General features: G+C 72.9%; 16 protein-coding genes and 1 riboswitch. Of the genes, 9 read left to right on the top strand and 7 right to left on the bottom strand.

Going from position 1 to position 12,299, the window contains the following annotated elements:
* Positions 1-30: 30 nt before the first annotated feature.
* Together MTO91_RS08825 and MTO91_RS08820 are read right to left on the bottom strand one after the other, a co-directional pair.
* A complete protein-coding gene (locus MTO91_RS08825) occupies positions 31-402 on the bottom strand; it encodes a barstar family protein (protein ID WP_208824770.1) in 372 nt (123 codons plus the stop codon).
* Positions 399-866 carry a guanyl-specific ribonuclease gene (locus MTO91_RS08820; RefSeq protein ID WP_251784665.1) on the bottom strand — a complete coding sequence of 156 codons (468 nt, stop codon included), beginning with the start codon at positions 864-866 and terminating at the stop codon, positions 399-401. The genes MTO91_RS08825 and MTO91_RS08820 overlap by 4 nt, the downstream gene beginning before the upstream one ends.
* A 314-nt stretch (positions 867-1,180) precedes the next feature.
* Between MTO91_RS08820 and MTO91_RS08815 the strand changes: the two genes are divergently transcribed.
* Positions 1,181-1,423, top strand: a complete 243-nt coding sequence (locus MTO91_RS08815; RefSeq protein WP_145983293.1) for a hypothetical protein — start codon at positions 1,181-1,183, stop codon at positions 1,421-1,423.
* 10 nt (positions 1,424-1,433) lie between these two features.
* Here MTO91_RS08815 and MTO91_RS08810 read toward each other — a convergent pair whose 3' ends face one another.
* Positions 1,434-2,294, bottom strand: coding sequence for an LLM class F420-dependent oxidoreductase (locus MTO91_RS08810; protein ID WP_251784666.1), 861 nt, complete (start codon positions 2,292-2,294; stop codon positions 1,434-1,436).
* Here MTO91_RS08810 and MTO91_RS08805 point away from each other — a divergent pair.
* The 3 genes from MTO91_RS08805 to MTO91_RS08795 are packed head-to-tail and all read left to right on the top strand — an operon-like array spanning position 2,275 to position 3,811.
* Positions 2,275-2,517, top strand: coding sequence for a putative leader peptide (locus tag MTO91_RS08805; RefSeq protein WP_405418400.1), 243 nt, complete (start codon positions 2,275-2,277; stop codon positions 2,515-2,517). The two genes, MTO91_RS08810 and MTO91_RS08805, sit on opposite strands and share 20 nt — an antisense overlap.
* A 38-nt stretch (positions 2,518-2,555) precedes the next feature.
* Positions 2,556-3,005 (top strand): OsmC family protein, encoded by a 450-nt coding sequence (locus tag MTO91_RS08800; protein WP_073578011.1) that lies wholly within the window; start codon positions 2,556-2,558, stop codon positions 3,003-3,005.
* Positions 3,006-3,022: 17 nt separating this feature from the next.
* On the top strand, positions 3,023-3,811 hold the full coding sequence (locus tag MTO91_RS08795; protein WP_405418402.1) for an enoyl-CoA hydratase-related protein: 789 nt from the start codon (positions 3,023-3,025) through the stop codon (positions 3,809-3,811).
* Positions 3,812-3,967: 156 nt separating this feature from the next.
* On the opposite strand, the gene MTO91_RS08790 is transcribed toward MTO91_RS08795, so the two are convergent.
* Complete coding sequence (locus MTO91_RS08790; protein ID WP_073578013.1) at positions 3,968-4,852, bottom strand: endonuclease domain-containing protein; 885 nt, start codon at positions 4,850-4,852, stop codon at positions 3,968-3,970.
* Between the two features lie 306 nt (positions 4,853-5,158).
* Here MTO91_RS08790 and MTO91_RS08785 point away from each other — a divergent pair, with 306 nt between their 5' ends.
* A complete protein-coding gene (locus tag MTO91_RS08785; protein ID WP_073578014.1) occupies positions 5,159-6,004 on the top strand; it encodes an NAD-dependent protein deacetylase in 846 nt (281 codons plus the stop codon).
* A 4-nt stretch (positions 6,005-6,008) separates the two neighbouring features.
* Here MTO91_RS08785 and MTO91_RS08780 read toward each other — a convergent pair whose 3' ends face one another.
* Positions 6,009-6,191, bottom strand: coding sequence for a hypothetical protein (locus MTO91_RS08780; protein WP_020626278.1), 183 nt, complete (start codon positions 6,189-6,191; stop codon positions 6,009-6,011).
* A gap of 44 nt (positions 6,192-6,235) precedes the next feature.
* On the opposite strand from MTO91_RS08780, the gene MTO91_RS08775 reads away from it, so the two are divergent.
* Both MTO91_RS08775 and MTO91_RS08770 read left to right on the top strand, forming a co-directional pair.
* Positions 6,236-7,201, top strand: a complete 966-nt coding sequence (locus MTO91_RS08775; RefSeq protein WP_179760588.1) for a zinc-binding dehydrogenase — start codon at positions 6,236-6,238, stop codon at positions 7,199-7,201.
* A gap of 221 nt (positions 7,202-7,422) precedes the next feature.
* Positions 7,423-7,851: a MarR family winged helix-turn-helix transcriptional regulator gene (locus tag MTO91_RS08770; protein WP_073578016.1), complete on the top strand. Its 429-nt coding sequence runs from the start codon at positions 7,423-7,425 to the stop codon at positions 7,849-7,851.
* 87 nt (positions 7,852-7,938) lie between these two features.
* Here MTO91_RS08770 and lepA read toward each other — a convergent pair whose 3' ends face one another.
* Positions 7,939-9,801: a translation elongation factor 4 gene (lepA, locus tag MTO91_RS08765; RefSeq protein ID WP_476654235.1), complete on the bottom strand. Its 1,863-nt coding sequence runs from the start codon at positions 9,799-9,801 to the stop codon at positions 7,939-7,941.
* Positions 9,802-10,029: 228 nt separating this feature from the next.
* Here lepA and cynS point away from each other — a divergent pair, with 228 nt between their 5' ends.
* Positions 10,030-10,494: a cyanase gene (gene cynS / locus MTO91_RS08760; protein WP_226369567.1), complete on the top strand. Its 465-nt coding sequence runs from the start codon at positions 10,030-10,032 to the stop codon at positions 10,492-10,494.
* 171 nt (positions 10,495-10,665) lie between these two features.
* A complete protein-coding gene (gene rpsT, locus MTO91_RS08755) occupies positions 10,666-10,929 on the top strand; it encodes a 30S ribosomal protein S20 (RefSeq protein WP_062401442.1) in 264 nt (87 codons plus the stop codon).
* A 103-nt stretch (positions 10,930-11,032) separates the two neighbouring features.
* Here rpsT and holA read toward each other — a convergent pair whose 3' ends face one another.
* Positions 11,033-12,001: a DNA polymerase III subunit delta gene (gene holA / locus MTO91_RS08750; protein WP_251784670.1), complete on the bottom strand. Its 969-nt coding sequence runs from the start codon at positions 11,999-12,001 to the stop codon at positions 11,033-11,035.
* Between the two features lie 140 nt (positions 12,002-12,141).
* Positions 12,142-12,295, top strand: a riboswitch (SAM riboswitch).
* The last annotated feature ends 4 nt before the right edge of the window (positions 12,296-12,299 follow it).

Raw genomic sequence — 12,299 nt, 5'->3', positions numbered from 1 at the left:
CGTGAGCGCGGGGCGGTGGCGGCACGGTCGTCAGGCGGCCGGGCCGGCCAGGGTGACGTGCAGCGGCCGGTCGGTCCCCGCCGTCGCGGCGACGGCCTCGGCGAGGATCTCCAGGACCGTCGCGTGGGTGCCGGGGTCGGCCGCGGCGAGCGGACCGTCGGCGACGACGAGCTCGACGGGTCCGGCGGGCAGCCAGGACAGATCGCCCAGGCAGTCCGCCAGCGCGTCGAGGTTGTGGCCGTAGTACTCGGGGAAGCTCAGCGCCCGGCCGAGGGCGGACAGGACCGCGGCGCGGTCCGCGACCCCTTCGACGACGGCGACGAGACCGGAGCCACCGGCCCGCCCCCGGGCCGCGTCGACGGCGGGGGCGGTTCCGGCGCTCTCACGGGGAAGGGTGCTCACCTCGAGACGTCTACCACGACGAACGAGGCGTAGTGGTCGGCCGTGTAGTAGTACTCCCCGCCCGATCCGGTGACGATCCGCCGGGCGCCGCGGGTGCTCGCGCCGGGGGTCGGCACGGTGAACTCCTGGTAGTAGCCCGAGGACTTCGCGGGCAGGATCCCCTCCCGGTTCTGGAAGGTCGTCCCGTCCTGGCTGTACGGGTACGGCCCGCCGGAGCGGATCAGCCGGTAGGTGTCGGTGGCCTGGGACGGCAGCGACGACAGCGCCCGCACCGGCAGCCCGGACTCCTGCTCCCCCGGCACGGCGGCCGGGGCGACGGGAGCGGCGACGGCGGCAGGCACGGCCGGAGCGGGTGCGGCGGCGGCCGCGGCGGGCAGGGCGAGGCCGAGGGCGGCCAGAACGGCGACGAGTGCCCCGACGATCAGGGCACGCGTCCCGGACCGCGCATCCGGTCGAATGATCATGGTCCGGACGCTAGGCCGGGTCACCCGTTCGGGTACAGACGTCGCGACGAACCGCCACCGTCCCGTCACCCGCTGTTTCCACGGCTGCCGCGACGACCACCCTCCGTTCGCCCGCCGACCGCATCGGCGGGCCGGTGACGGGCCATGATCACGACCGGTCACCGCGTAGGTGCATCCGGTCACCGTGTCCTGCGTCGCACCCCTGTTCTACGCGCAGTAAAAGCGTGTTGAAGCGGGTACAACGGAGCTCGAGAGACCAGGAACGACTGCGCATGACACGCCCCGATCCCGACACGTTCAACGGAGAACGTCGCATGACCGCAGAGTTGATTCACCCCCTGCCCGAGGCTCCCGCACCCGTGGAGCTCCCGGCACCCCAGGCCGGCCGCTCGACCGTGGACCGGCTGCTGGACTCGATCGACGACCTGGTGCGCCGGCACCGCGCGCTCGCCGCGCACGACGGCGCCTCCGCCGCCCTGCACGCCGAGCTGATCGCGGCCGAGCTGGACCAACAGGTGGCGATCCTGCGGACGATGCCCCGCCAACCCGGCAGCTGACCCACGCGGGTCAGAGCTCGGCCGCCGCCGGGATGATCTCCGACCCGAACACCCGCAGCGGCTCGATCGTCGCCACGTCCGGCACCACCGTGTGCACGTGCTGCACACCGAGCGCCGCGTAGCCGCGCAGCTCCTCGACCGCGGCCTTCGGGTCGGCCGGGTCGAGCCGCGCCATGACCGTCTTCTCGATCTCGTCGTAGTCGCGCCCGACCTCCTCGCAACGGGTGCGCAGCACGTCCAGCTTGCGCTCCAGCTCGGGGCCGCCGAACAGGTTGCACGCGTCGGCGTACTGCGCGACCAGGCGCAGCGTCTTCCGCTCCCCACCGCCGCCGATCAGGATCGGCGGATACGGCCTGCGCAGCGGCTGCGGGGTGTTCAGCGTGGCGCCGAGCCGGTAGTGGGTCCCCTCGAAGGGGCCGTCGTCGTCGCTCCACATCTGACGGGCGATGCGCAGCGTCTCCTCCAGCCGTTCGAACCGCTCCGCGGTCGGCGGGAAGAACAGCCCGAGCCCGGTGGCCTCCTCGTCGTTCCAGGCGGCGCCGACACCCAGCATCGCGCGGCCCTTCGACAGCACGTCCAGGGTGGTCACGGCCTTCACCAGCAGGCCGGGGTCGCGGTAGGTCACCGCGGTCACCCAGGCCAGCAGGTCGACCTTCTCGGTGCGGGCGGCCAGGTAGCCGAGCACGGTGTAGGCCTCGAGCATGTCGGTCTCGACCGGCCCGACCGGCCGGATCTGCCAGAGGTGGTCCATGACGCTCACCCGGGAGAAGCCCTGCTCCTCGGCCGCGACGGCGATCCGGGACAGGTCGTCGGCCAGGCCCGCCGGTCCGGCCGGGTAGGTGAAGTCCGCGATGTGCAGTCCGATCCTCACGGCATGTCCTCTCGTAAACGGAGCCAACTCCGTTTCGAGCCTAGCCCTCTCCCGGCGACCGGCGCCACCGCGCCCATCGGACCGCGGGCGTCGCCGGTTCGGTCGGCTCCGTCACGTCGCGCACGACCGTTCGGTGCGGTTCACTGATCCGGTGATCGTGCTCGTGCGGAGGCTGCACATCGACCTGAGCCGGACGGCCGGGGCCCTCTGTCCCCGCTCCTGACCCCGTCCCCCCGCAGCCCCTCGTACAGGAGTTCACCCATGCCTCTGGTCACCTTCGCCGTCAGCGGCCAGGGCACCGGCGTCGCGCAGACCGTCGCGGTCGACGGCGCCGGCTACGTCATCGAGACCGACGCCTACCCCGCCTTCGGCGGCAAGGACGAGCACCCCAGCCCGCTCGCCTACACGCTTGCGTCGCTGTCGTCGTGCAACCAGGTCACCAGCTCGATCGTCGCGAAGGAGCTCGGCATCACGATCGAGCACGTGCGCTTCGACGTCGCCGCCGACTTCAACCCGACGACGATGACCACCGGGACCCACCGCGACGGCGAGACCACCTTCCAGAACCTGCGGGTCGACGCCGTGATCACCACCGACGGCACCGACGAGCAGGTCGCGCAGCTGGCCCGGGAGACCGAGCGCCGCTGCCCGGTGTCGCAGCTGTTCGCCCTGGCCGGGGTGTCGATCACCAGCACCTGGACGAAGGCCTGAGGTCCTAGTCTGCGGGGGTGGCAGACACCGTCGACTCCCCCGAGCTCGTCCACCTGGCCGTCGAGGCCGGGATCGCGACGATCACCCTGGACTCCCCGCGCAACCGCAACGCACTCTCGGCGCAGCTGCGCCGGGAGCTGATCGCGCACCTCGACGCGGCGATCGCCGACGACGCGGTGCGGGTCATCGTGCTGACCCACACCGGCACGGTGTTCTGCGCGGGCATGGACCTCAAGGAGTCCCGTGGCGCGGGCGCCGAGCAGCAGGGCGTCACCGAGGTGCCGCGGATCCTGACGACGCTGTGGGACTCCCCCAAGCCGGTCGTCGCCCGGCTGTCGGGCCCGGCCCGCGCCGGTGGGGTCGGGATCGTGGCGGCGTGCGACATCGCCGTCGCCGCCGAGTCGGTCACCTTCGCGTTCTCCGAGGTCCGGATCGGGGTGGTGCCCGCGGTCATCTCGGTGACCGTGCTGCCCCGGCTGTCCGCCCGCGCCGCGCACGAGCTCTTCCTCACCGGGGAGACCTTCGACGCGCGGCGCGCGGCGGCCGTCGGGCTGATCAACAGCGCCGTCCCGGCGGAGACCCTCGACGACGAGGTGGCCCGCTACACCGGCATGCTGCGCCTCGGTGCGCCCGGCGCCCTGGCCGGGGCGAAGGCGATGCTGCGCCGCGAGCGCCCGGCGACGATGAGCGACGACTTCGCCGCGATGAACACGCTGTCCGCCTCGTACTTCGCCTCCGAGGAGGGGCAGGAGGGCATCCTGGCCTTCGGGGAGAAGCGGACGCCGTCCTGGGTGCCGGAGGGCTGAGCCCCGCGCCCCCGGCCCGGCTCGCCACGGCCCAGGCCCGCTCCGGCTCGACAGGCCCGGCTCGCCCCGCGCCGGCCCGGCTCGCCACGGCCCGGGTCCATCCCGGCCCGGACAGCCGAGTGGCACACCGGGCACCTCGGACCCCCTCGGGCAGGTTCACGGCGTACCACTCGTCGGTGCGTGGTCCAGCGCCCTGCCGATCTCCGCGACGATGCGCCCGGGCTCGTCGCGCAGGTCGAACCGGGTGTAGCGGTAGATCCGCCACCCGGCGTCGACGAGGCGGGTCACCCTCGTGGCGTCGCGCAGGACCCGGTCGGGGCCGGTGTGGTCGGCGCCCTCGTACTCGATGCCGACGCGCGGCGCGGGATAGGCGAGATCGAGCCACACCGCGCGGCGCCGGGCGTCGTCGAGCACCGGGTGCTGGACCTCAGGTCGCGGCAGGCCGGCCCGGACCAGGAGCAACCGCAGCCGGGTCTCGGGCGGGGACATGGCGCGCCGGTCGGCGAGCCCCAGGACGCCGGGAACGCCGGCCACCCCGCGCAGCCCCCGGTAGCGGACCGCGAAGTTCAGCAGCAGGTCCGGAGCGAACCCGTGCCGGAACGCCAGCGCGTCCACCGCGACGACGGCGGCAGTCTCGTCGCGACCCCGGGCCAGGTCGAACGCGGTCCGCAGCGGCGTGGTGACCCGGACCCCGTCGCACCACCCGATCTCACCGGGGTGCAGCCGGTCGCGGCGCACGCGCACCCCGGCCGGGGCCCGGGCCCGGACCGGGAGCACCACGTCGACCGGCGCCCCGGCCGGCGCGCACGGTGCGCCGGACAGCTCAGCCGCGGCCCATCCCGCGATCACCCCGCGACCGCCGGACCAGCGGAACACCGCCCGGCACCGGTCGGCGTGTCCGAGCGGGACGAGGTGCCGGGCGGCCCAGGTGTCGGGCAGCACCCGGACGAACGCCGGGCCCTGCAGCCGTCGCGCCGTCACGAGGCCCGCGCCGACGGCGGCCGAGCCACGGAAGATGAGGGGCCACCCCGGCACGTCCACCGACGCAGGATCCGGGGACACCGCGCCGGGCGGGGCCGTTCGGCGTCGCCGGTGTGCGATCGCGAACCGGTCCGGTCGCCGGAGTGCGCCGAGTGGCACACCACGGACCCGGGACCGGCCCCGACAGGTCCACGGTGTGCCACTCGGCAAAGCGGGCCGGGCGGCCCGGAGAGCCGGGGGGGGTGTGCCGCGAGGGGGTCCTGCTGCGGCTCGGCGAAGTGGGCTCCGCGGCGGCGGGGCGAGGTGCGGAGGTGGGGCGGGCCGCCGAGGGGCGGGGAGCCACCGGGCGCGCCTACCCTGGAGAGCATGAGCGTCCCCGTCGTCAGCACCGACCCGGGCGCGGCACCGGACCTGCTCGCCGGGCGGCGCCTCGTCGTCCTCACCGGGGCCGGGCTGTCCACCGACTCCGGCATCCCCGACTACCGCGGCCCGGGCTCACGACCGCGCAACCCGATGACCTACTCCGAGTTCGTGTCCGGGGAGCCCGCGCAGCGACGGTACTGGGCGCGCAGCCACGTCGGCTGGGCCCGGATGCGTCGCGCCGACCCCAACCCCGGACACCGCGCGCTGGCCGCACTGGGGGCGGCGGGCGTCGTCGACGGACTGATCACACAGAACGTCGACGGCCTGCACTCCGTGGCCGGCAGCCGCGGCGTGGTCGACCTGCACGGGCGCATCGACGAGGTCGTCTGCCTGGACTGCCGCCGCATCACCCCGCGCGACGCGCTGCAGGCCCGGCTCACCGCGCTCAACCCCGGCTTCACCGAGGCGCACAGCGCGCAGGTCGAGACGGCCCCCGACGGCGACGCCGCGGTGGAGATCACCGACGGCTTCCGGATCGCGCCGTGCGCGTCGTGCGGCGGGGTCCTCAAACCGCACGTCGTGTTCTTCGGGGAGAACGTGCCGAAGGACCGGGTGGCGCGCTGCTACGCGATGGTGGCCGCGCTGACCCCCGAGGACGGCGCGCTGCTCGTCGCCGGGTCCTCGCTCACCGTCATGTCGGGGCTGCGGTTCGTCCGGGCCGCGCACCGGGCGGAGGTGCCGGTCGTGATCGTCAACCGCGGGGCGACCCGGGGCGACGAACTCGCCGACCTGCGCGTCGACGCGGGCTGCTCGGAGGCGCTCGCCGCACTCGCGGCCCAGCCGGTCTGAGCGCTCAGGCCCCGCCGTCGCGACGCCCGCGGGGGGTGTCGAAGCGCCGGGTGGCCCGGTCGGCACCGATCGCGACCAGCGCGCACGCGGGCAGGACCACCACCGTCACGAACACGACCTGCACCACGAACGGCAGGCCGGTGAGCCACAGCTCGAACGCGTCCCAGCCGTCGATGATCGTGCGCACACTCCACACGGTAGTCCCCGGGCCCAGGCATTAGGTTCGGGGCCATGTTCGCTGTCTATGCGCAGGAGCCCAACGCCGACGCTCCCCTCGACTCCCTCGTCGTGGGCGAGCGGCCCGACCCGGAGGTCCCCGACGGCTGGGTCTCCGTCAACGTCTCCGCCGCCAGCCTCAACATGCACGACCTGTGGACGCTGCGCGGGGTCGGCATCAAGCCCGACCAGTTCCCCATGATCCTCGGCTGCGACGGCGCCGGGACCCTCGACGACGGCACCGAGGTCGTCCTCTACCCGATCATCGGCGACCCTGACTGGCGCGGCGACGAGACGCTCGACCCGAAGCGCACCCTGCTCACCGAGCGCCACCAGGGCACGATGGCCGACACGGTGATCGTCCCGGCGCGCAACGCGGTCCCCGCCCCGAAGGGCCTCACCCCCGGCCAGGGCGCCGTCCTGGGCACCGCCTGGCTGACCGCGTACCGGATGCTGTTCACCAAGTCGGGCCTGCAGCCGGGCCAGACGGTGCTCGTCCAGGGCGCCTCCGGCGGCGTCTCGACGGCGCTGGTCCAGCTGGGCCGCGCCGCGGGCTTCCAGGTGTGGGTCACCGGCCGCGACGAGGAGAAGCGCGCACTGGCCGAGCGGCTCGGCGCGCACGCCACGTTCGAGTCCGGGGCGAGGCTGCCGGGCAAGGTCGACGCCGTCATGGAGTCGGTCGGCGAGGCCACCTGGAAGCACTCCATGCGGGCGCTGCGTCCCGGTGGCCGCATCGTCGTCTGCGGCTCCACCTCGGGCCCGAACCCGCCCGCGGACCTGCAGCGGCTGTTCTTCCTCCAGCTCGAGGTGGTCGGCGCGACCATGGGGACGCGGCAGGAGCTCGCGGATCTCATGAACTTCGTGGCGACGGCCGGGATCGCGCCGGAGATCGGGACAGAACTGCCGATGGACTCCGCGAAGGAGGCGTTCGAGGCGATGGCCGCGGGGCGCACGGCGGGGAAGATCGTCCTGACCCGCTAGGGCGTTACGTGATCCGGGTGTGATGCAGTCGTGATGTCGTTGGTGAACGTCAAGCGGTCTACGTAATCGCTGGTCGTCGGCCTGTCGGTCATCGCTGCGTGACGACCGCCCGGCGCTCGGGGGACGTTTGCCCAGGACAGGGTCGGATTTCGCCCGTTCGGCAAGTACAGTGCGTCATCGTGACCGAGCCTTTGAGTCGACGGGCGTCGGGGACTGCCACCATGGCTGCCCCGACGCCTGGAGCCGCGGGTGTCGTCGAGTTCCTGGACCGGGTCGACCACGCCGTGGCCACAGCCCTGTCCACCAACCCGTCCTCGACGGACGTCAGCCGTGACGGCTGGCGGGTCCTGTTGATGCTCGCCCGCGGCACCGGCCGCAGCATGGGCGAGGTCGCGGGACACACGTCGCTGCCCGCCCCCACGGCCACCCGGATCGTGGACCGCCTCGTCGAGAAGAAGCTGGCCTACCGGTCGGCCGACCCGCTCGACCGGCGCCGCGTGCTGGTGCACCTGTCGGCCGAGGGCCGGACGGTCGTCGAGTCCGTCTGCCAGCGGGTGCAGCGCATCCTGTCGCCGCGCCGTGCCCCCGCCGCCCGGCCCGCGTCGTGCGACGGGCCGATCCCCGGCCCCCGGGCGGGCTCGGTCATGTAGACCGCCCCCGCGCTCCCCCGCCCCCCACCACGTACACGTCGGGCCCGACCCCCAGCCGGGAGTCGGGCCCCCTTCGCGTCCGGGGGGCTACTTCTTGGGCTTCTCGGTAGCCGTCCCGCCACCGGTGGACAGCGCGGCGACGAAGGCCTCCTGCGGGACCTCGACGCGGCCGATCGTCTTCATCCGCTTCTTGCCCTCCTTCTGCTTCTCCAGCAGCTTGCGCTTGCGGGAGATGTCGCCGCCGTAGCACTTGGCGAGGACGTCCTTGCGGATCGCGCGGATCGTCTCGCGGGCGATGATCCGGGCGCCGACGGCGGCCTGGATCGGCACCTCGAACTGCTGGCGCGGGATGAGCTCGCGCAGCTTGGTCGCCATCGAGGTGCCGTAGGAGTACGCCGACTCCTTGTGCACGATCGCGGAGAACGCGTCGACGGCCTCGCCCTGCAGCAGGATGTCGACCTTGACCAGGTCGGCCACCTGCTCGCCGGCCTCCTCGTAGTCGAGGCTGGCGTAGCCGCGCGTGCGGGACTTCAGGTTGTCGAAGAAGTCGAAGATGATCTCGCCGAGCGGCATCGTGTAGCGCAGCTCGACGCGGGTCTCGGACAGGTAGTCCATCCCGCCGAGCTGGCCGCGCCGGCTCTGGCAGAGCTCCATGATGGTGCCGACGAACTCCGACGGCGCCAGGATGGTGATCTTGGTGATCGGCTCGCGGACCTCGGCCACCTTGCCCACCGGCCAGTCGCTGGGGTTGGTCACCTCGATCTCCTCGCCGTCGTCGGTGGTGACCTGGTAGACGACGTTGGGTGCGGTGGAGATCAGGTCGAGGTCGAACTCGCGCTCGAGCCGCTCGCGGGTGATCTCCAGATGCAGCAGGCCGAGGAAGCCGCAGCGGAAGCCGAAGCCCAGCGCGGCCGAGGTCTCCGGCTCGTAGGTGAGCGCGGCGTCGTTGAGCTGCAGCTTGTCCAGCGCCTCACGCAGGTCGGGGTACTGCGAGCCGTCGATCGGGTAGAGCCCGGAGTAGACCATCGGCTGCGGCTCGCGGTAGCCGGTCAGTGGCGCGGTGGCCCCGTTGCGCTTGGACGTGACGGTGTCGCCGACCTTGGACTGACGGACGTCCTTCACCCCGGTGATGAGGTAGCCGACCTCGCCGACGCCGAGGCCGTCGGACGGCTTGGGCTCCGGGGAGACGATCCCGATCTCGAGCAGCTCGTGCTCGGCACCGGTGGACATCATCTTGATCTTCTCGCGCGGCGAGAGCTTGCCGTCGACGACCCGGATGTAGGTGACGACGCCGCGGTAGGTGTCGTAGACCGAGTCGAAGATCATCGCGCGGGCGGGGGCGTCGGCGTCGCCGACCGGAGCGGGGACCTGCGCGATGACGGCGTCCAGCACCGCCTCCACACCCTCACCGGTCTTGGCGCTGCACCGCAGCACGTCCTCCGGCTCGCAGCCGGTGATGTGCGCGATCTCCGCGGCGTAGCGCTCCGGGTCCGCCGCCGGCAGGTCGATCTTGTTGAGGACCGGGATGATGTGCAGGTCCTTCTCCATGGCCAGGTACAGGTTGGCCAGGGTCTGCGCCTCGATCCCCTGCGCGGCGTCGACCAGCAGGATCGCGCCCTCGCACGCCTCGAGCGCCCGGGACACCTCGTAGGTGAAGTCGACGTGGCCCGGGGTGTCGATCAGGTGCAGCACGTGCTCGGTCTCGACGCCGTCGGCGTTCTTCGCCGTCCACGGCAGCCGCACGTTCTGCGCCTTGATCGTGATGCCGCGCTCGCGCTCGATGTCCATCCGGTCCAGGTACTGGGCCCGGGCGTCACGCGCGCTGAGCACCCCGGTGACCTGCAGCATCCGGTCGGCCAGGGTGGACTTCCCGTGGTCGATGTGGGCGATGATGCAGAAGTTCCGGATGCGCTCCGGCGGGGTGAACGTGCGGTCGGCGTACGTCGTCACTCGGCTGTACTCGGCTTTCGCTCATGCGTGGGGCTTCGGGCACTTCGGGTGCTCAGGGCACTCGGGGCTCGGGGCACTGGGACCCATCGTCCCATGTCGGGCCGGGCGACCGCCGTGGTGGCACCGCAGATCGTCACACGCCGTTCACGCGACGCGTCCCGGCGTTGCCGCCCGCCCACCGATCGCGCACGATCGAACGGTCAGCCACCCCCACCCGGAGGAGTCACCGTGTCGGTCACCCCCGTCCCCCCGCTCGACCGACTGGGCGCCGCCCGCGTCGTGCTGGCCCGCAAGAAGAAGCTGGGCCTCACCTGGGACAAGATCGCCGAGGCGTTGGGCCACCCGGTCGAGTGGTCCACCTCGGCCCTGCTCGGGCAGCAGACGCTGACCCGCGAGCAGGCCGAGACCGCCGGTTCACTGCTCGACCTGGACCCCGACGTCGTCGATGCGCTCACCCTCCCGCCGGTCCGCGGCGCGTCCGCGGTGGACCTCACCGATCCACTGGTCTACCGGCTCTCGGAAATGGTCCAGGTGTACGGAACGACGATCTCGGAGCTGGTCCGCGAGGAGTTCGGCGACGGCATCGTCTCGGCCATCGACTTCGAACTGGACCTGCAGCGGGTGCCCGACCCCAAGGGCGACCGGGCTGTGATCACCCTCAACGGGAAGTTCCTGCCCTACCGCGTCTGGTGACCCGGCACAGGGCGCGACGACGCCGCTGGTAACCTTGTGCGTCGAGCGCTCGGCGTGCTCGCCCGAAACGGCCTGGACCCTCTCTCCAGTGATGCTGTTCGGTGCCGCCGGAGCGGACCCGGACGAGAACACTCACCAGCCGACCAGCAGGCAGGAAGACCAGAGGCAGACGTGGCCAACATCAAGTCGCAGATCAAGCGAGTCAAGACCAACGAGAAGCGCCGGCAGCGCAACAAGTCGGTGAAGTCGTCGGTCAAGACCGCGATCCGCCACTTCCGCGAGGCCGCCGACTCCGGCGCCGACAACGTCGTGGAGCTGCAGCGCAAGGCGGCCAAGGCCCTCGACAAGGCGGCCGGCAAGGGCGTCATCCACCGGAACCAGGCGGCGAACCGCAAGTCGGCCCTGGCCAAGCGTCTCAACGACGTCCAGGCCTGAGCCACCCCGGTTCTTCCGACGACGGCGCCGCCCCACCCGGGCGGCGCCGTCGTCGTGTTTCCGGGCCCCGGGCGGTGTCGGAGCGCTCGGGGGTCCGGCCGGGTCAGCGCGGGGTGCGCGCGGAGACGACGGCCAGTACGGCCCGTTCCAACGCGTACTCCGCGTCCGCGGCGACGCCCTTGACGTCGGCGTTCACCCGCGCCGTCGCCGCGATGGCGACGGCGAGCTGCTCCGGCCGCCACTGCCGGACCGTCTGCTGGGCCTTGCGGATCTTCCAGGGCGGCATGCCCAGCTCCCCGGCCAGCCGGTTCGGGTCGCCCCGCCCGGCCGAGCCGACCTTGGCCAGGGTGCGCACCGAGTCCGCGAGGGCGTCGGCGATCAGCACGTGCGGGACACCGAGCACCAGCGCCCACCGCAGCGCCTCCATCGCCGCCCGCCGGTCCCCCGCGACCGCCGCGTCGGCCACCGCGAAGCCCGAGGACTCGGCCCGGCCGCGGTGGTAGCGCCGCACCCCGGCCTCGTCCACGGCGCCGCCGGTGTCCGCGACGAGCTGCCCGGCCGCGGCCGCCAGCTCCCGCAGGTCCGACCCGACCGCCTCGACCAGCACCGCGAGCGCCCCGGGCGTGATCGTGCCGCCGTGCCGGCGGACCTCGTCGCGCACGAAGTCCGACCGCTCGTCGGCGCGGGTGATGCGGTTGCAGGTGACGGTGTGCGCCCCGGCCTTGCGCATCAAGTCCAGGACCGCCTTGCCCTTCGCCCCCCCGGCGTGCTGGACCACGAGCACGATCCCGTCGGCCGGGTCCTTCACGTAGTCGGCGATGGCGGCGGTCATGTCCTTGTTCGCGTCCTGGCCGTGGGTGAGCACGATCACCCTGCCCTCCGCGAAGAGCGAGGGGCTGAGGTGCCCGGCGAGCTCGCCGGGTGCCACCTCGGAGGTGCGGAAGCGGCGCAGCTCGGTCTCCGGATCGCGCTGCCGTGCGCGCCGGACCAGGTCGGACACCGCCCGCTCGGCCAGGAACTCCTCGTCCCCGACGACCAGCTGCAGCGGGCCCGGTTCGCTCGTGCTGCTCACACCCCCATGGTGGCCCACACCTCCGACAACGGGTGAGCCGCGTCCCGACCGGAGGACGCCGTCTGGCGGTGGGGCGGCCCGCTCGCGTACGGTCGTCGTCGATTCCGGCGCCCGGCGTCCGGAGCACCACAACCGCATATGGCTCATCCAGAGGGGCAGAGGGAACGGCCCGTTGAAGCCCCGGCAACCGGCGTCGCACGACGATCCGCCCAGACCTGCGCATTCCGCGTGGCGAGGACGTCGACGAACACGGTGCCAATTCCGGCCCGCCACCTCCGGCGGGACAGATGAGGAGATC

The organism is Pseudonocardia sp. 2-7 (genome assembly GCF_056341085.1).
This window is presented reverse-complemented; position numbering and strand designations above follow the sequence as displayed.

What these genes read in the sequence shown, in the direction of transcription:
- MTO91_RS08820 (WP_251784665.1), bottom strand. Translation starts at nt 866, where the DNA reads ATGATCATTCGACCGGATGCGCGGTCCGGGACGCGTGCCCTGATCGTC.
- MTO91_RS08815 (WP_145983293.1), top strand. Translation starts at nt 1,181, where the DNA reads ATGACCGCAGAGTTGATTCACCCCCTGCCCGAGGCTCCCGCACCCGTG.
- MTO91_RS08805 (WP_405418400.1), top strand. Translation starts at nt 2,275, where the DNA reads ATGTGCAGTCCGATCCTCACGGCATGTCCTCTCGTAAACGGAGCCAAC.
- MTO91_RS08800 (WP_073578011.1), top strand. Translation starts at nt 2,556, where the DNA reads ATGCCTCTGGTCACCTTCGCCGTCAGCGGCCAGGGCACCGGCGTCGCG.
- MTO91_RS08785 (WP_073578014.1), top strand. Translation starts at nt 5,159, where the DNA reads ATGAGCGTCCCCGTCGTCAGCACCGACCCGGGCGCGGCACCGGACCTG.
- MTO91_RS08775 (WP_179760588.1), top strand. Translation starts at nt 6,236, where the DNA reads ATGTTCGCTGTCTATGCGCAGGAGCCCAACGCCGACGCTCCCCTCGAC.
- MTO91_RS08770 (WP_073578016.1), top strand. Translation starts at nt 7,423, where the DNA reads ATGGCTGCCCCGACGCCTGGAGCCGCGGGTGTCGTCGAGTTCCTGGAC.